17 protein-coding genes are annotated in these 16,668 nt (G+C 71.1%); 13 read left to right on the top strand and 4 right to left on the bottom strand.

Features of this window, described 5'->3' with window-relative positions; all coding sequences use genetic code 11:
• Nucleotides 1-167 precede the first annotated feature (167 nt).
• Entirely contained in the window at nt 168-929 is a 762-nt protein-coding gene (locus tag ACFPIJ_RS36545; RefSeq protein WP_380122245.1) for an anti-sigma-D factor RsdA, read from the bottom strand.
• 46 nt (nt 930-975) lie between these two features.
• The gene (gene shbA / locus ACFPIJ_RS36550) at nt 976-1,554 is read right to left on the bottom strand and encodes an RNA polymerase sigma factor ShbA (RefSeq protein WP_380122247.1); all 579 of its coding nucleotides are present in this window, start codon (nt 1,552-1,554) and stop codon (nt 976-978) included.
• A gap of 164 nt (nt 1,555-1,718) precedes the next feature.
• Here shbA and ACFPIJ_RS36555 point away from each other — a divergent pair, with 164 nt between their 5' ends.
• From ACFPIJ_RS36555 to ACFPIJ_RS36605, 11 genes are read left to right on the top strand one after another with little or no spacing between them, the layout of a single operon-like run.
• The gene (locus ACFPIJ_RS36555) at nt 1,719-2,672 is read left to right on the top strand and encodes an ABC transporter ATP-binding protein (RefSeq protein WP_380122249.1); all 954 of its coding nucleotides are present in this window, start codon (nt 1,719-1,721) and stop codon (nt 2,670-2,672) included.
• Nucleotides 2,669-3,430 carry an MlaE family ABC transporter permease gene (locus tag ACFPIJ_RS36560; RefSeq protein WP_344508909.1) on the top strand — a complete coding sequence of 254 codons (762 nt, stop codon included), beginning with the start codon at nt 2,669-2,671 and terminating at the stop codon, nt 3,428-3,430. The genes ACFPIJ_RS36555 and ACFPIJ_RS36560 overlap by 4 nt, the downstream gene beginning before the upstream one ends.
• A gap of 1 nt (nt 3,431) precedes the next feature.
• The gene (locus ACFPIJ_RS36565) at nt 3,432-4,235 is read left to right on the top strand and encodes an MlaE family ABC transporter permease (RefSeq protein WP_380122251.1); all 804 of its coding nucleotides are present in this window, start codon (nt 3,432-3,434) and stop codon (nt 4,233-4,235) included.
• Entirely contained in the window at nt 4,232-5,524 is a 1,293-nt protein-coding gene (locus ACFPIJ_RS36570; RefSeq protein WP_380122254.1) for an MCE family protein, read from the top strand. The genes ACFPIJ_RS36565 and ACFPIJ_RS36570 overlap by 4 nt, the downstream gene beginning before the upstream one ends.
• A complete protein-coding gene (locus tag ACFPIJ_RS36575; RefSeq protein WP_380122256.1) occupies nt 5,521-6,558 on the top strand; it encodes an MCE family protein in 1,038 nt (345 codons plus the stop codon). Before ACFPIJ_RS36570 ends, ACFPIJ_RS36575 begins: the two co-directional genes overlap by 4 nt.
• A complete protein-coding gene (locus ACFPIJ_RS36580; RefSeq protein WP_360563159.1) occupies nt 6,555-7,544 on the top strand; it encodes an MCE family protein in 990 nt (329 codons plus the stop codon). The genes ACFPIJ_RS36575 and ACFPIJ_RS36580 overlap by 4 nt, the downstream gene beginning before the upstream one ends.
• 1 nt (nt 7,545) lies before the next feature.
• Nucleotides 7,546-8,778: an MCE family protein gene (locus ACFPIJ_RS36585; protein ID WP_380122258.1), complete on the top strand. Its 1,233-nt coding sequence runs from the start codon at nt 7,546-7,548 to the stop codon at nt 8,776-8,778.
• Nucleotides 8,775-10,187 carry an MCE family protein gene (locus tag ACFPIJ_RS36590; protein WP_380122260.1) on the top strand — a complete coding sequence of 471 codons (1,413 nt, stop codon included), beginning with the start codon at nt 8,775-8,777 and terminating at the stop codon, nt 10,185-10,187. Before ACFPIJ_RS36585 ends, ACFPIJ_RS36590 begins: the two co-directional genes overlap by 4 nt.
• Entirely contained in the window at nt 10,184-11,413 is a 1,230-nt protein-coding gene (locus ACFPIJ_RS36595) for an MCE family protein (protein ID WP_380122262.1), read from the top strand. The genes ACFPIJ_RS36590 and ACFPIJ_RS36595 overlap by 4 nt, the downstream gene beginning before the upstream one ends.
• A 23-nt stretch (nt 11,414-11,436) precedes the next feature.
• Nucleotides 11,437-12,246, top strand: a complete 810-nt coding sequence (locus ACFPIJ_RS36600) for a hypothetical protein (RefSeq protein WP_380122264.1) — start codon at nt 11,437-11,439, stop codon at nt 12,244-12,246.
• Between the two features lie 15 nt (nt 12,247-12,261).
• Nucleotides 12,262-12,753 (top strand): hypothetical protein, encoded by a 492-nt coding sequence (locus ACFPIJ_RS36605; protein ID WP_380122265.1) that lies wholly within the window; start codon nt 12,262-12,264, stop codon nt 12,751-12,753.
• Between the two features lie 164 nt (nt 12,754-12,917).
• Here ACFPIJ_RS36605 and ACFPIJ_RS36610 read toward each other — a convergent pair whose 3' ends face one another.
• Both ACFPIJ_RS36610 and ACFPIJ_RS36615 read right to left on the bottom strand, forming a co-directional pair.
• Entirely contained in the window at nt 12,918-13,283 is a 366-nt protein-coding gene (locus tag ACFPIJ_RS36610; RefSeq protein WP_380122267.1) for a hypothetical protein, read from the bottom strand.
• Nucleotides 13,284-14,049: 766 nt separating this feature from the next.
• Nucleotides 14,050-14,433: a hypothetical protein gene (locus tag ACFPIJ_RS36615; RefSeq protein ID WP_380122269.1), complete on the bottom strand. Its 384-nt coding sequence runs from the start codon at nt 14,431-14,433 to the stop codon at nt 14,050-14,052.
• A 389-nt stretch (nt 14,434-14,822) separates the two neighbouring features.
• Here ACFPIJ_RS36615 and ACFPIJ_RS36620 point away from each other — a divergent pair, with 389 nt between their 5' ends.
• On the top strand, nt 14,823-15,260 hold the full coding sequence (locus ACFPIJ_RS36620) for a cupin domain-containing protein (protein ID WP_380122270.1): 438 nt from the start codon (nt 14,823-14,825) through the stop codon (nt 15,258-15,260).
• 260 nt (nt 15,261-15,520) lie between these two features.
• Nucleotides 15,521-16,477 (top strand): NADP-dependent oxidoreductase, encoded by a 957-nt coding sequence (locus ACFPIJ_RS36625; RefSeq protein ID WP_380122272.1) that lies wholly within the window; start codon nt 15,521-15,523, stop codon nt 16,475-16,477.
• Nucleotides 16,478-16,668: the final 191 nt, after the last annotated feature.

Consider the following 16,668-nt stretch of genomic DNA (forward strand, 5'->3'; position numbering starts at 1 on the left):
CTGGCGTACGCGGTGTCACGGCGTTCAGCTGCATCGAGAACCGGCAGGTCACAGCCCATGGATGGAATTTTCGGCACCCACAGGGACGAAGCCTTCGATGTGGTCCGGAGGAACGACGATCCGAGGGCACCGGATACGGCAACGGCCGACGACGCCGGGGGGTCGGTTCAGCCGGTGAGTCCGGGCAGCAACGACGACGGCAGCGGTGGCAGCGGCAGACTCGGCCCGGGCAGCGGCGGCACCTGCGGTGTCGGCAGGTCGGGGACGAGGGCACCGGGACCGGTCGTGGGGTCCCCGCCGCCCGATCCGGGGGTGTGGCCCGGCGTGGTGACGCCCGGCGACGGCGCCAGGGTCGAGGGGGTGACCGGCGTGGGGGGCGTGCTGGCGGGTGCGGCCGGGCCGGTCACCGTCGGCAGGGAGCGGCGGATTTCCTCGATCCGGTTTTGCAGCCGCTGCCGCGTTGCCGGGTCTTCGATCCGTTCCACGTCCGTCGCGGCGACGTCGAGTAGGCGGCGGGCGTCGTCGTGGCGTCCGGCCGCCGCCGCGTCGCCGGCCAGTGCGATCGTGTGCTCCACCGCCAAGACGTTGGCCTGCTGCGGGTACAGCACCCGTGTGAGCGGCCAGAGTGGATTGTCCGGTCCCGAATGACGGGCGCCGAGCGCCGCGCCACCGAGGAGCACAGCGGCCGCCACGGCACCGGCGAGCATCCTCCGGACGCCGGTGCGGCGGCGGGCTGGCAGCGGCACCGGGATGCCGGACGGGAGGTCCGCGGGTAGGTCGGTGCCGAGGTCTGCCCTCCAGCCCGCCAGGAGGCCGGCGAACTTGTCGTCGTCCGGTGCCGGTTCGCCGCGGCCGAGGGCGTCGAGCAGTGCGTCGTCGGCCTGGATCTCGGCCAGGTCGACGGGCGGCTCGCCACTGCGCTCCGTCACCACGTCACCTCGCTCCGCTCGACAGCGCGGTCACGCGCCGGCCCGTTCACGCCGCCACCTCGCCCAACGTGTCGCCTGCCAGCGTACGCAGGCGGGCCAGCGCGCGGGACTGCGCGACCCGTACCGCGGGCGCGGACATGCCGACGATCGCGCCGACCTCGTCGGCCGGCAGCCCCACCGCCACCCGCAGGACGACGATCTCCCGCTGCGGCTCGGGCAGCTGGGCCAGCAGTCCGGACAGGCGCCGTGCCAGGTCGGTGCTGAGCGCCCGCTGCTCCGGGCCCGGCGCCGCGTCGGGCCGGTCAGCGAGCGTGTCGACCGGGGCCGTCCCGGCGTCGCGGACGGCGGCGCGTTGCGCGTCGGCCACCTTGTGCGCCGCGATCCCGTAGACGAAGGCGGTGAACGGCCGCCCCTGGTCACGGTACTTGGGCATCGCCCGCAGCAGCGCGAGGCACACCTCCTGCGCGATGTCGTCGGCGGTCGTGTACGCGCCGCCCACCCGCCCGAGCCTGGCCCGGCAGTAGCGGACGATGCCGGGCCGCAGCCCGGCGAGCAGCGCCGCCATGGCGTCCGGATCGGCCCGCAGGGCGCGGTCCACGAGCTCTGGTTCGATCGTTGCCGTCATCGCGTTGGGTGCGCACCTTCGTTACCGGGGGGTTTCCGCACGGTAACCGGCGGCGGCCGATCCCACCAGTCGGACGGGCGGTCGCGAAAAATTCCGGCCCGCGGTGTTACGCCGGGCGCCCGTGCCGCGATGTCACAGGCAACGGGTTCAGGCAGGAGGGCCGGATGGGCGTCGAGGTGCGTGTCGAGGCACTGGCCAAGTCCTTCGGTGCCCAGCCGGTGTGGTCCGACGTGAGCCTCACCCTGCCCGCCGGCGAGATCTCGGTCCTGCTCGGCCCGTCCGGTACCGGCAAATCGGTGTTCCTCAAGACGCTGGTCGGCCTGCTCAAGCCGGACCGAGGCGCAATCTGGATCGGTGAGCACGACCTGACCCGCCTCGGCGAGCGGGAGCTGTACGAGGTACGGAAGCTCTTCGGCGTGCTGTTCCAGGACGGCGCGCTGTTCGGCTCGATGAACATCTACGACAACGTCGCGTTTCCGCTGCGGGAGCACACCCGCAAGCCGGAGCGGGAGATCCGGGCGATCGTCGCGGAGAAGCTGGAGATGGTCGGCCTCATCGGCGCGGAGCGGAAGCTGCCCGGGGAGATCTCCGGCGGGATGCGCAAGCGCGCCGGCCTGGCCCGGGCGCTGGTCCTCGATCCGGAGATCGTCCTGTTCGACGAGCCGGACTCGGGCCTTGACCCGGTGCGCACCGCCTACCTGAACCAGCTGATCATCGACCTCAACCAGCAGATCGACGCGACGTTCCTGATCGTCACGCACGACATCAACACGGCCCGTACGGTGCCCGACAACATCGGGCTCATCTACCACGGCCACCTGGCGATGTTCGGCCCGCGCGAGATGCTGCTGTCCAGCACCGAGCCGGTGGTCCGGCAGTTCCTCAACGCACAGCGGGTCGGGCCGATCGGCATGGCCGAGGAGAAGGACGCCGACGAGCTCAAGGCCGAGGCCGACGCCGGTGTCGAGCTCCCGCCCTTGCCGCCGATCCCGCCGCAACTGCAGCCGTCGGACGGCCTGCCGCGCCGGGCCGAGCGACCGCCCGGCGAATGGTGCTTCGAGCACGGCGTCACCCCTCCGCCGGGGTCCTTCCACACCGAACCGGGGCGGGTCCGATGACCGCGCCGCTGCGCCAGTCCGGGCTGTTCTTCGCGTTCTGCCTCGACGCGCTGCGGGGGCTCGGCCGACGGCCGTTCCAGGTGCGCGAGTTCCTGCAGCAGGCCTGGTTCGTCAGCTCGGTGTCGATCCTGCCGGCGGCACTCGTCTCGGTCCCGTTCGGCGCGGTGATCGCGCTGCAGCTCGGCTCCCTGGTCCGCCAGCTCGGCGCGCAGTCGTTCACGGGCGCGGCGTCAGTGCTCGCGGTGGTTCGCGAGGCCGGCCCGATCGTCACCGCGCTCATCATCGCCGGCGCGGGCGGCTCGGCGATCTGCGCCGACCTCGGGGCGCGGAAGATCCGCGAGGAGCTGGACGCGATGGAGGTGCTGGGCATCGACCCGCTGCACCGCCTCGTCGCGCCCCGGATCGCGGCCACGATGCTGGTCGCGGTCCTGCTCAACGGCCTGGTCAGCGTGGTGGGCGTGTCCGGCGGCTACTTCTTCAACGTCGTCATGCAGGGCGGCACGCCGGGCGCCTACCTGGCCAGCTTCCAGGCGCTGGGGCAGCTGCCGGACCTGGTCGTCGGCGAGATCAAGGCGCTGTGCTTCGGCGCGGTCGCCGCGCTCGTCGCCTCGTACAAGGGCATGACGGCACGTGGCGGGCCGAAAGGCGTCGGGGACGCGGTCAACCACAGCGTGGTCATCACGTTCATGTTGCTGTTCGCGCTGAACTTCGTCATCACCGCCGTGTACTTCCAGATCGTGCCGCAGAAGGGGAGCTGACATGCAGGTCCTGCGACAGCTCGACAATCTCGGCGGGCAGCTGGCGTTCTACCTGCGGGCGTTCGCCTGGACGCCGCGGACGATCCGGCGGTACAAGCGGGAGGTCTTTCGCCTGCTCGCCGAGGTGAGCTTCGGCACCGGAGCGCTCGCCGTCGCCGGTGGCACGGTCGGCGTCATCTGCTTCCTCACCTTCTTCACCGGCACGGAGGTCGGGCTGCAGGGATACCAGGCCCTCGACCAGATCGGCAGCAGCGCCTTCACTGGGTTCATCTCCGCGTACTTCAACACCCGGGAGATCTCGCCGCTCGTCGCGGCGCTGGCCCTGTCGGCGACCGTCGGCTGCGGCTTCACCGCGCAGCTCGGCGCGATGCGCATCTCCGAAGAGGTGGACGCCCTCGAGGTGATGGCCGTGCCGTCGCTGCCATTCCTGGTCACCACCCGGATGATCGCCGGTTTCATCGCGGTGATCCCGCTGTACGTGCTGGGCCTGCTCTCCAGCTACCTCGCCACCCGGACGATGGCAACCGTGTACTTCGGACAGTCGGCCGGCACGTACGACTACTACTTCCACCTGTTCCTCCCGCCGGAGGACGTGCTGTGGTCCTTCGGCAAGGTGCTGGTGTTCAGCGTCATCGTCGTGCTGGTGCACTGCTACTACGGCTACACCGCCAGTGGCGGCCCGGCCGGGGTGGGCGTAGCGGTCGGTCGTGCGGTACGCCTGGCGATCGTCTCGGTGAACGTCGTGGACTTCTTCCTGTCGCTGGCCATCTGGGGCGCGACCACCACGGTGCGGATCGCCGGATGAACGCGCGGCACAGATTCCTGGGCCTCGCCTTCGTGGCGCTGCTCGGCGCGGCGCTCAGCCTCGCCGTGCTGCAATACCGCAAGGCGTTCGACGACACGACCTGGGTGACGCTGCGGGCGAGCCGAACGGGCATGCAACTGAGCCCCGGCGCGGAGGTCAAGCTGCACGGCGTGGTCGTCGGCGAGGTGCGCACCGTCTCCAGCGACGGCGCCGGCGCCCGGCTGCGGCTCGCGCTCGACCCGGCGCTCGTGCCGCAGATCCCCGCCGACGTCAGCGCCCGGCTGCTGCCCAAGACGCTGTTCGGGGAGCGGTACGTCGCGCTGGTGCCCCCCGCGCAGCAGACCAGCCGCCCGATCCGCGACGGGGACGTGATCCCGCAGGACCGCAGCGCGAGCGGCGTCGAGCTGGAGCGCGTGCTCGACGACGCGTTGCCGCTGCTGCAGTCGATCCAGCCGGACAAGCTCGCGGCGACCCTGGGCGCGATCGCCACGGCCCTCGACGGCAAGGGCGACCAGCTCGGCGAGCAGCTGGTTTCCCTGGACGGCTACCTCGCCGCGCTGAACAAGGACATGCCGCTGATCGCCGAGGACGTGCGCAGGCTCGCCAACGTCCTGGACGTCTACGACGGCGCGATGCCGGACCTGCTTGCCATCCTGCGCGACGCGTCGGTGACCGCCACGACCGTCACGGACCAGCGTACCCAGCTCGCCGCGTTCCTCGCCGACAGCACGGAGGCCGCCGACGTGACCCGGTTCTTCCTCGAACGCCACGGCGACCAGCTCATCCAGGTCGGTGACGTGAGCCGGCCGGTCCTGGAGCTGCTGGCCGCGTACGCGCCGGAGTATCCCTGCCTGATGCATGGCCTGGTGGCGCTGCAGCCGCGGGTGGAGCAGGTGTTCGCCTCCGGGCGGATGCGCATCACGCTGGAGATCACCCGCGACAACGGCAGGTTCGTGCCGGGCAGGGACGAGCCGGTGTACGGCGCGAGGAACGGCCCCGACTGCCGGGGCCTGCCGGACCCGCACGTCCCCGCGCCGGCGACCCCGATCAACGACGGGTACGACTACGGTGCCGCCCGGCCCGGACCGTCGAAGCTGCCCGTCGGGCTGATCCCGGGCGCGGTCCCTGCGGCGCCGCTGCCCACCGCCGACGCCGGCACCGCCGAGGAGCGCAAGCTGCTGGAGCCGTTGCTGGGCGCGACGATGGGCGTGCCGCCGGCCGAGGTGCCGGACATCGCGGTACTGCTGTGGGGCCCGCTGCTGCGCGGAGCGGTGGTGAACGCGCCATGAACCGAACTGTGCTCGCACCGCTGGTGAAGCTGACCGTCTTCGCGGCCGTGACCGTGCTGCTGACCGCCCTGCTCGCACAGACGCTGGGCGCGTTCTCGGCGGGCGGCACCCGCTACCGGGCCCGCTTCACCGACGTCACCGGGCTGCTCGTCGGCGACGACGTGCGCATCTCCGGCGTCAAGGTGGGCGAGGTCCGCGACATCAAGGTCGCCGGCAACACCGTCGCGGAGATCGCCTTCACCGTGGCCGACGACATCCCGCTGACGACGAGCGTCCGGGCGAAGATCCGATACCGCAACCTGGTCGGCCAGCGGTACGTGGCGCTGAGCGAGGGACCGGGTGACGGCGTGCCGCTGCGGCCGTCCCAGGTCATCCCCGAGTCGCAGACGACCCCGGCGCTGGACCTGACGGTGCTGTTCAACGGCTTCCGGCCGTTGTTCACCGCGCTGACCCCGCAGGCCGTCAACCAGCTCGCCTTCGAGATCATCCAGGTGCTGCAGGGCGAGGGCGGCACGATGGCGAGCCTGCTGCAGCGGACCGCCTCGCTGACCAACACGCTCGCCGACCGCGACGCGGTGATCGGCCGGGTCGTCACCAACCTCAACGCGGTACTGTCCACACTGGACGACCACAGCGGCGATCTCGACGTGACGATCAGCCAGCTGCAGCAGTTCGTGTCGGGGCTCGCGGCCGACCGGTTGGCGATCGGCGACGCCCTGGTGAACCTCGGCCAGCTGACCGGGGCGACCGCCTCGCTGCTCGGTGACGCGCGGCCGGCGATCGCCGCCGACGTGAACGCGCTCGGCACCCTGTCGGGCACGCTCAACGACAACGCCGCGGTCATCGACCGGACGCTCGGCGGGCTGCCGCAGCGGTACACCGCGCTGACCCGCGTCGCGTCCTACGGCTCGTGGTTCAACTTCTTCCTCTGCGACTTCGACGGCAACGTGAGCGTGGCCGGGGGCGGCGACCTCAACCCGGCCACCTTCAGCTCCCAGGCGGCGCGCTGCCGGCAACCGGGGGGTGGCGCGTGAAACCGTTCCGGGAACGCAATCCGGTCGTGGTCGGCGCGGTCAGCCTGGCCGTCCTGGCGGCGCTGATGCTCGGCGCGTTCCAGCTCGACGCGCTCGCGGCGCTGACCGCTCAGGGTTCGTACCGCGCGGCGTTCCGCGACGCCAGCGGGCTGGTCCCCGGCAACGAGGTCCGCGTCGCCGGGGTCCGCGTCGGCAAGGTCACCGGCGTCGACCTGGCGCAGGGCAACACCGGACCGTACGTGCGTGTGCGGTTCCGGCTGGAGGACCACGACGTGCGGCTGGGCACCCGCACCGGCGCGACGATCCGGATCAAGACCGTGCTGGGCCAGAAGTACCTGGCGCTCGCGCCCGACGGGCCGGGCCGGCTCGCCGACGACGCCGAGATCCCGCTGGAGCGCACCGCCGGGCCGTTCGACGTGGTCCAGGCGGTGACCGGCCTGGCCGACACGCTCGACTCGATCGACACCACCCAGCTGGCGAACGCGTTCACCACGCTGGCGCAGACATTTGCCGACACCCCGGCGAGTGTGCAGCTGTCGCTGGACGGGCTGTCGCGGCTGTCCAAGACGGTCGGCGACCGCGACGCCGAGCTGCGCGAGCTGCTCGCCCGCGCGCACAACGTCACCGGGGTGCTCGCCGCGCGCGACGAGGAGTTCCGAAAGCTCGTCACCGACGGCAACGCGTTGCTGGCCGAGGTCAGCCGCCGCAAGGACGCCATCCACGACCTGCTGGTCGGCACCAATGCGCTCGCGACACAGCTGTCCGGCCTGATCGCCGACAACCGGCAGCAGCTGGAGCCGGCCCTGCGGCAGCTGCGCGGCGTGGTGGCCACGTTGCAACGCAACCGCGACAACCTCGAGCAGACCATCCAGAGGATGGGACCGTTCGTCGACGCGTTCGCCAACGTGGTCGGCAACGGCCGCTGGTTCGACTCCTACGTCAGCGGGCTGCTCCAGCCGTACCAGCCGACGACAGGAGGTCGCTGAGATGCGCAGGCGTCGTCTCATCGCGGCGGGTGTGGTGCTCGCCGTCGCCGCGGCAGCAGCCGTCGTGTTCGCGGGCGGGCGGCCGCAACGGCGTCTCGTCGCGCATTTCAGCCGCACCGTCGGCATCCACGAGGGCTCGTCGGTCAGGGTTCTCGGGGTGCGCATCGGCGAGGTGGTCTCGGTGACTCCCCAGGGCCGCACCGTCCGCGTGGAGATGCGGTACGACGCCGACCGGCGGATCCCGGCCGGCGCCCAGGCGCTGATCATCCCGCCCAGCGTCGTCAGCGACCGGTACGTGCAGCTCACCCCCGCGTACAACGGTGGCGCGGCCCTGAGCGACGGCGCCGACGTGCCGGTGGAGCGCACGGCCGCGCCGATGGAGATCGACGACATCTACCGCGCGCTCGACGACTTCAACCGGGCGCTCGGGCCGGGCGGCGCCAACGCCGACGGCGCGCTCAAGGACCTCGTCGCCGCCGGGCGGGCGAATCTCGAGGGCAACGGCGACAACCTGCACGCCACGCTCGACGGGCTCGACCGCGCACTGTCCACTGTGGCCGATGGGCGGCAGGACCTCTTCGGCACGGTCGTCAACCTCCAGCTGTTCACCACCGCTCTCGCTGAGAGCGACCAGCAGGTGCGGGGGTTCAACCAGCAGCTCGCCGCAGTGGCCGGGCAGCTCGCCGGCGAGCGCGACGAGCTGGCCGCCGCCCTGCGCAGCCTCGCGACGGCGCTCGGCGACGTCACCACGTTCATCCGGGAGAACCGCGACGCGCTGAAGTCCGATGTGGACGCCCTGGCCGACGTGACGGGCATCCTGGTACGGCAGCAGAAGGCGATCATCGAGATCCTCGACGTCACCCCGCTGGCTTTGTCGAACCTCAACCTGGCCTACAACGCCAGGTCGGGGACGCTCGACACGCGGGACAACGCGCTCGGGCCGTACGACCCGGCGAGCTACGTGTGCTCGGTCATGGTCGACCTCGTGCCGGCGGCGCAGATCCCCAAGGAGTGCTTCGCACTTGCCCAGACCCTCAACGCCCGGGGGCTGCCGATGACCGACCAGCTGCGCAAGCTTCTCGGGCTGCCGGCCGCCGCGCCGCCCGCCGCGAACGGCGCCGCGGCGCCCGCCCAGCCGGCCGCGCCCGGACTGCCGGCACCACCTGGACTGCCTGAGCTGCCCGGTGTCACGCGGGATCTCACCGTCGGTGGCATCCTGGGAGGCACGCCGTGAAGCGCGCCGGACGGCACCTGGCCGCGGTGCTCGCCGGCACGCTCCTCGTGGGTGGCTGCGGGCTGCCCGACGTCGCCGGGCTCCCGCTGCCGGGCGGGGCACCCGGCGGCGACGGGTACCACGTGACGGCCGAGTTCGCCGACGTCCTCGACCTGGTGCCGCAGGCCGCGGTGAAGGTCGACGACGTGACCGTCGGCAGCGTGGAGAAGATCTCGCTGTCCGGCTGGACGGCCCGCGTCCGGCTGAGGATCGCCCGGGACGTGCGGCTGCCCGCGAACGCGACCGCGGCCGTGCGCCAGACCAGCCTGCTCGGCGAGAAGTACGTGGCGCTCGACCCGCCGGCGACCGAGCCGCCGCGCGGCCGGTTGACCGACGGCGCGGTCGTGCCGCTGGCCCGGACCCGGCGGGCGGCCGAGGTCGAGGAGGTGCTCGCCGCGCTGGGCATGCTGCTCAACGGCGGCGGCCTGGCGCAGCTCAAGACGATCAACGAGGAACTGGCCAAGGCTCTCAACGGGCGCGAGCCGGAGGCGAAGGACGCGCTGCACCAGCTCGACACCTTCGTCGGCGGCCTGGACCAGCAGAAGGCCGACATCGTGCGCGCGGTCGACTCGCTCGACCGCCTGACCGGGCAGCTGTCCCGGCAGCGGGACGTCATCGGCACGGCGCTGGGCTCCCTCGCCCCGGGCCTGACCGTCCTCGAGGACCAGCGGGAGCAGCTCACCCTCGCGCTGACCGCCCTGGGTGAGCTGGGCCGGGTCGGCACCCAGGTGGTCAACCAGAGCCGCGACGACACCCTGGCGTCCCTGCGCGCGCTCCAGCCGATCCTCGAACAGCTGGTGAAGGCGGGCGACGCGCTGCCGAAGTCCCTGGACTTCATGCTGACATTCCCCTTCCCGCCCAACATCACCGGCGCGATCGTCGGGGACTTCGTCAACCTCGGCGCGACCGCGGACCTCGACGCCCCGACGATCCTTTCGAACCTGCTCGTCGCGACCGCGCCGGCCGGTCCGGCGCCCGCGGCGACCGGCGGCGCACAACCGGGGAAGTCCAACCCGGCGACGGGTGGGAAGAGCCCGACGAAGCCGCCCGTCACCACGCCGCCGCTGCCGGGCGTACTGCCGTTGCCGTGCCTGCCGGTCGGCGGGGTACTGCCGCCCGGCTGGCAGCCCCCGTCCGGCTGCAACCTGCCGAAGGACTGCACCCTGCTGCCGCCCGGCAGCGTCGCGCCGCCCGGCAGCCTGCTCCCGCCCGGCGGCATCGTGCCGCCCGGCACCGTCTTCCCGCCCGGAACGGTGCTGTCGCCCGGCACCGCACTGTCGCCCGGCTGCCTGCTGCCACCCGCGACCGGCGCCGTCACCGGGCGGCAGGGCGGGCTGCCCGACGTGCTCGGAGGAGGGCTGCTGCCATGATCCGACGCTCCGCCAAGCTGCAGGTCCTGGCGTTTCTCGTGGTCGGGCTGGTCGGCGTCGTCTATGTCGGGGTCACGTACGTCGGGCTCGGCGACCGGCTCCTCGGCCGCGGGTACGTCGTCCACGCCGACTTCGCCGAGGCGGGCGGCCTCTTCGCCAACGCGCCGGTCACCTACCGCGGTGTGCCGGTCGGCCGGGTCGAGGCCGTCACGCTGCACGACGGCAATGCCCGGGCACGGCTGCGGCTGGACGACGGCGTCCGGGTCGCGAGCGACACCCGGGCCGTCGTCGGACAGCGCTCCGCCGTCGGCGAGCAGTTCCTGGACCTGCGCCCGGACACCGACGCCGGCCCGTACCTCCGGGACGGCTCGGTCATCCCGCGCAGCCGCACCGGCGTCCCACTGGCCCCCGAGACGCTGCTGGCCAACCTCGACACGCTCGTGCGCTCCGTCGACCCGGCCGCCCTGTCCGTCGTCATCGACGAGCTCGGCACCGCCTTCGAGGGCAACGAGCAGGCGCTGCGCCGCATCCTCGACGCCGGCGACCTGATCCTGCGGGAGGCGTCGGCGAACCTGCCGCAGACGCTCACCCTGCTGCGCGACGGCCGCACCGTGCTCACCACCCAGGAGGAGTCCTCGGCGGCGATCCGGCAATGGGCGAGCGGACTGGCGCAGATCGCCGCGACACTGCGCTCGTCCGACCCCGACCTGCGGCGGCTCATCACCGACGCGCCACCCGCCGCCCGAGAACTCGTGACGCTGCTGGACGCGCTCGACCCCACGATCGGCACGCTGCTGGGCAACCTCGTGTCGGTCAACGGCGTCGCGGCGCGCCGCCTGCCCGGCATCGAGCAGATCCTCGTCGTGTACCCGATGGCGGTCGCCGGCGGCTTCACCGTCACGCCCGGGGATGGCACCGCCCACCTCGGTCTGGTGCTCAACGTCGACGACCCACCGCCCTGTAAATACGGGCAGGGCACCCGCTGCGGCGCCGCCGACCAGGCCCAGGGCTCGAGCGTCCGGGGCACGAACAACGCACCGCGCCCGGGCGGCAGCGACCCGCCACCGCCCGGCTCATCGGACGAGACCGGCGGGTACGACCCGGCGTCCGGGGTGGCGTTGGGCACGGACGGCCACCCGCTGCTGTTCGGCACGACCGGTGGGCAGTACGAACTCGCCGGGGACCAGTCCTGGAAACAGCTCCTGCTCGCCGGGCTCGCCCCGTAGCGCACCTTCGGATGGAGGCAGTTGTGTCCGCACCTGAGCACCGAACGCTGAAGCTCGTGCAGGGCGGCGCGGCCGGGACCGAGCTCCCGCCGCGCAGTGTCCGGCGCCGCACGGCCACCCGCCGCACGCGGCGGCAGCGTGACCCGATCACCGCGGTCCTGCGACAGCTCGGCGAGGAGCCCGTCCTGCCCGACGACGCCCCGGCCCCACCGGACGCCGCGGAGGCCACGACCGAGTCCACGACGGAGCAGAAGCGCGCGCCGGAACCGGGTAAGCGGGTCAGGCCGCGACCGCACCGCCGCACGGTGCAGCGTTGCGAGCCGGCCCCGCGCAGCCGGCTCCGGTTCTCCCGGCCCGCGCTCAGCACCGTCGTCTTGGTGGTCGTCATGTGCGCGGCCCTCACAGGGGCGGGCGTCTTCGGCAGCCTCTGGTACGGCGACCGGATGCTCGACCGCGCCCACCAGCAGGCACTCGCCGCGGCGAAACAGACGACCGTCAACTTCGTCTCGGTCAGCGCCGCCAGCGTCGACCGCGACCTGCAGCGGATCGTCGCCGGTGCCACCGGCGACTTCCGCGACGAGTTCACCCGCGGTCAGACGCAGGTGCGGGCCGCGATCGTGGAGAACAACGTCGAGTCGCGCGGGACGGTGCTGCGCGCAGCACTGGTCTCCGGCGACCGCAGCACGGCCGTCGTGCTGGTCGCCGTCGACGCGACCGTCCGCAACGCCAAGTCGCCGGAAGGGCGCGCCTCGCACTACCGCATCCAGGTCGACGTCGCCCACGACCGCGGATCGGGCCGCTGGCTCGTGTCCCGGCTGCAGTTCGTCGGCTGAAGCAGGAGGTCCGTCATGCCGATGTTTCCGAAGGGGTACCGCAAGGGCGTCGTCGCGCTCGCCCTTGCCATCGCGCTGGGTCTGGGTTTCGCCGGCGCGGGCTGGTACGAGCACCAGCAGGCGCACCAGCGGGACGTGGCGGTCCGCCAGTCGCTCGCCGCCGCAACCGCCGCCGCGCAGGCGATCTTCTCGTACGACTACCGCAGCTTCGACACCAGCGTTGCGAACGCGCGGACGTTTGTGACCGGCCAATTCGCCGACGAGTACGGCCGGACGACCGCCGCACTCAAACCCAACGCAGTGTCGGAACAGGCAATCGTCCGCGCGGCCGTGTCCGCCTCCGGCGTCGTCAGCGCCGGCCCGGAACGCGTCGAGTTGTTGCTCTACCTCAACCAGTACCGTCGCAACACGAACATCACGGGTGAGAAGGTCGACCAGAACCGCGTGGTGCTCACCATGGTGCCCGTCGACGGGGCATGGAAGGTCTCGAACGCCGTCGCCATCTGAGCGTCCGGCCTACCGCCGGGCCGGTTCCCGTGCGGGCGTGCCGTTCGCCGGCGTGCCGGACGGTGGACCGCCGGGCGCGTCCGGCTTGCTGCGCAATTCGTGCTCGCTGATAGGCACGCGGATCTGCCGATGGGCGGATGCGAGGAGCCGACCTCCGCTTCGTCCTACAAGGCGGTGTACGGCGTCGACTGTTCCGGCGTGAAGGTATGGTCCCAGGCGTACGGAGATGTGTCGTGCTCCTGGCCCGGCCAGTAGAAGACCTCGACGCCGTCCAGTTCGTCGCCGAGCATGTTGAGGGTCTCGATGTCCACAAGGGCAATGCGAATACGGATGCCGAGCGCGTTGACAAAGGAACGTTCTGCACCTCGCCCGATCTGCAACGCTCGGTCGAAGGCGGATGTGTGGTCTACAGCCTTGAACGTGTACACCGAAACATTCGGCTGGAAGTACTGGCCGTCCTCCGTGAAAGAGGCGAACCGCAGCGTCGCACTGAACCACACCGGAGACAGCTCAGTCCCGCGTTCATCCATCCATGCACCTTCCCCTAGACAGCAGAAGGGAAGACTAGCCTCCAGGCGCACTCATCTGGCCGCCGTTGGTGCGCGGCGAGACTTCCTGGCCGTCACGATCGGTGATCGACCTTGCGGCGCCGGCGGTTTCCTGAACTGCCGATGAGCGCGCACGCAAGGTTGGGGCGACCGGGCAGAGCGGCTGTTCTCCGACCAACGCCGGAACCCGGCGAATCACGGGCGGGACGGATCGATGATGTCACCGCTCGGGCGTGTCCGATCTCGCCAACGCTTGTCGCCTCGACGCCCGACGTCATTTCACGACAGCGAAGGTGGGTTCGTGTGGGCGGTGTCAGCACGGGTCGATCATCCGTACGGCCCATGCCACGGTGTTGATCTTCATCTTATGCTCGGCTCTGCTCGCCGACCGGCCGACACAACCTGACCGTCGGCAGCGTCCGTTGAAACAATGAGCAGGAGCCCACCGATGTCCCAGCAGATGCCAGGTCTGCCTTTCACCCCCGGCGACCGCGAACAATGACGCGTATGCGCTCGATGTTCCGGCTGACGGGCAAGCCCGGCGTCGACATCTTGCTGATACTGCTGTGGTGGCCGTACGCGGCATCCATTTTCGTCGTGGTCTGGCTGTTCCTTTTCCTCTCCCAGGCGAACCGGCGGGTAGACGAGGCAGACCGCGCTGCCGGGCGACGGTCACGCCTGTCGAACGATGAGAGCGAAGCGTCCGCCCGTGCACGCGCTGCCCTTGACCACACCGCACGGCTTCCGGTCAGGGATGCTGACCGCGGCGTACGGTGCCCACCCAGCGCTCTGCGAATGAGTTCGCCCGGGGTACCGGCGGCGGAGTCCTGATCACCTCGATGCCCTCGGCGGCGAACACCGCGTCGAAGACCTCCGTGAACTTCGTGTCCCGGTCGCGGAGCAGGAACCGCAGCCCCGCCGCGCGCTGGTCGAGGTTCATCAGCAAATTTCGCGCCTGCTGCGCCACCCAGGCGCCGGTTGGGTGCCCGGTGACCCCGACGACGTGGACCTCGCGGGTGGCCACGGTATCCTGCTCGACAGCCGCGAAACGGCAGCTCACACCCTGTGCGAACAGTTCTGGCACGGCACAGGCTTGCCGCCGATCTTCGCCAGGCAGTGCAGGCTCGATCATCTCCCGGCCCCAGGCGACTGCGGCGCCGTCCGAAGACTGTGACGAAACCGACCGATCAGCTACGTCGCGCCGACCAGTCTGGATCTTGGACTGCGACGCGGTGGTCGAACCGGTGGTCAGCGATCAGGCTGGCTCAGATGCCGCTGCGGTCGGTGCTGCGGGGTCCCTGACCCGGGGCGGGCGTCGTACTGCACCCCGGAACGGCAGAGCTGTCGCCACGGGCGGGCGTTGTGCAAGGCGATGTCCAAGAGCCGGGTCGGGGCGGTCCCGGCCGTCCCGGGTTGTCCGGTCACAGCCACCGCCCGGTGGGAGCCGGCGAACCGGCGAGTCCTGTAATCACCCATCGGGCATGTGGCCGGTCCCCAGCTGTCCAGCGAGCATGGTGGCGGGTGACCGTCCGCCGCGGTTTCGGCCTCGATGTTGGGATGACGATGAGAAACGACCTCACAGTGCAGACGATGCTGCTCGACCAATCCCCCCCGTTCGTCCCGGAGTCACCCGAGGTGATGACCATGCTCGTCGAGGTGCCACCGGGCGATCCGGGAACGCCTCCGCACCGCCACTCGGGTCCGGTATATGGCTACGTGCTCGAAGGTGAGATGATCTTTGAACTGGAAGGTGAACCTGAGCGCGTCATCCGGGCCGGCGAGGCGTTCTGGGAGCCCGGCGGGGATGTCATCCACTACCAAACTGCCAACAACCTGCCAACGACGTGGCTGCGGCTCGTAGTGATGATGATTATGGTGCCTGGCGAACCGATGCTCAGGCTAGTCGACGACGAGGAACTCCAGAGCCGTCGCGGACGGCGGGCACCGCGGCCGTCCTAAAGACGCTGCCCGCTCGACCTACGTTGCGGGCTGGCGCTGCCCGCTGCCCATGCCGAGTTACAGAATTGTCGCCGCCCGCTGTCGAGCGGGTTATCGAGCAGGATGAACGTTGGCCGGCAGGCCGAGGAACTGCGCGAGCCGCATGGCGCGGTCGAAGGCGACCCAGCTCATCACCCGGCTGTAAGTGTTGCGCCGATCAGCCCGTGGTTGACACCCAATTGCTCCAGGTCGTGCCAAATGTCGACACGGGAGGTCGTGCGATGGACGTGATGATGGCGGTGCGGGCGCATAGCCGTGGCGGTCCGGAGAGACTGCTCTACGAGCAGGCACCCCAGCCGGAGGCCGGAGAGGGTGAGGTGCTCGTCGCTGTTCACGCCGCGGCGATCACCTTCGATGAGCTGACCTGGGAGGAGTCCTGGACCCGTGACGGTGTCGACCGGACTCCGGTGATTCCGTCGCACGAGATGTGCGGCACGGTGGCCGCACTGGGCGACGGAGTCACCGACCTCGCTATCGACGACGACGTCTTCGCGCTGATCGACTTCGACCGCAACGGGGCAGCGGCCGAGTACGTCACGGTGCCGGCAGTCGATTTGGCCGGCAAACCGCGAATGGTGTCGCATGTGGAGGCGGCCACGCTGCCGCTGGCGGCGCTGACCGCATGGCAGGCCCTGGTCGACCATGCCAAGCTCATGCCCGGCGAGCAGGTGCTGGTGCACGGCGGGGCCGGGGGCGTGGGTGTGTACGCCGTCCAGTTGGCCACGATCCTGGGTGGACACGTCACCGCAACCTGCCGAGGCACCGACGCTTCCTTCGTGCGGCGATTGGGCGCGGACCGGGTCATCGACTACACGACTGAAGGGTTCGACGAGACCGCGTCGCGGTTTGACGTGGTTGTCGACACGGTCGGGGGCGCCATCCTGGAGCGCTCGTACGGCGTCCTGCGCCCAGGCGGCCGACTGGTGACGCTCGGCGCACCGCCGGCCAAGGAGATGGCCAACCGGCACGGCGTCGAAGCGGTGTTCTTCATCGTGCGGCCGGACAGTGCCCAGCTGGCGCACCTCGCGCAGCTCGTTGACGACGGGCGCCTACGGCCGGTGGTGGCACAGACGTTCCCACTGTCGCAGGCACGCCAGGCCTACGAAAATCCTGGCCGCGAACACCGGCCCGGTAAGACCGTGCTTGTCATCCGCGGACTGGATCGCGCCGGGGAATAGATCGCCGCCCGGACGTCCGGCATTCCGGGCTCGACCGGCCTTCTGCGCAAGCGGAACCCTCAACGGACGCGTGCGGGTTGGGTTCACCCGGTCGTTGCGTTGATGGCGGGCGGTCGACGTCAACAGCTGATGGTCAGCCTCCGCGTGCCCGAGTCGAGCTTGCGCAGCACGGTTGTGGACGGGGGGCCGCC

Source organism: Dactylosporangium cerinum (assembly GCF_042653625.1).
Taxonomy (GTDB): Bacteria; Actinomycetota; Actinomycetes; order Mycobacteriales; family Micromonosporaceae; genus Dactylosporangium; species Dactylosporangium cerinum.

What these genes read in the sequence shown, in the direction of transcription:
- ACFPIJ_RS36570 (WP_380122254.1), top strand. Translation starts at nt 4,232, where the DNA reads ATGAACGCGCGGCACAGATTCCTGGGCCTCGCCTTCGTGGCGCTGCTC.
- ACFPIJ_RS36605 (WP_380122265.1), top strand. Translation starts at nt 12,262, where the DNA reads ATGCCGATGTTTCCGAAGGGGTACCGCAAGGGCGTCGTCGCGCTCGCC.
- shbA (WP_380122247.1), bottom strand. Translation starts at nt 1,554, where the DNA reads ATGACGGCAACGATCGAACCAGAGCTCGTGGACCGCGCCCTGCGGGCC.
- ACFPIJ_RS36560 (WP_344508909.1), top strand. Translation starts at nt 2,669, where the DNA reads ATGACCGCGCCGCTGCGCCAGTCCGGGCTGTTCTTCGCGTTCTGCCTC.
- ACFPIJ_RS36625 (WP_380122272.1), top strand. Translation starts at nt 15,521, where the DNA reads ATGGACGTGATGATGGCGGTGCGGGCGCATAGCCGTGGCGGTCCGGAG.
- ACFPIJ_RS36565 (WP_380122251.1), top strand. Translation starts at nt 3,432, where the DNA reads ATGCAGGTCCTGCGACAGCTCGACAATCTCGGCGGGCAGCTGGCGTTC.
- ACFPIJ_RS36585 (WP_380122258.1), top strand. Translation starts at nt 7,546, where the DNA reads ATGCGCAGGCGTCGTCTCATCGCGGCGGGTGTGGTGCTCGCCGTCGCC.
- ACFPIJ_RS36615 (WP_380122269.1), bottom strand. Translation starts at nt 14,433, where the DNA reads ATGATCGAGCCTGCACTGCCTGGCGAAGATCGGCGGCAAGCCTGTGCC.
- ACFPIJ_RS36610 (WP_380122267.1), bottom strand. Translation starts at nt 13,283, where the DNA reads ATGGATGAACGCGGGACTGAGCTGTCTCCGGTGTGGTTCAGTGCGACG.
- ACFPIJ_RS36595 (WP_380122262.1), top strand. Translation starts at nt 10,184, where the DNA reads ATGATCCGACGCTCCGCCAAGCTGCAGGTCCTGGCGTTTCTCGTGGTC.
- ACFPIJ_RS36555 (WP_380122249.1), top strand. Translation starts at nt 1,719, where the DNA reads ATGGGCGTCGAGGTGCGTGTCGAGGCACTGGCCAAGTCCTTCGGTGCC.
- ACFPIJ_RS36575 (WP_380122256.1), top strand. Translation starts at nt 5,521, where the DNA reads ATGAACCGAACTGTGCTCGCACCGCTGGTGAAGCTGACCGTCTTCGCG.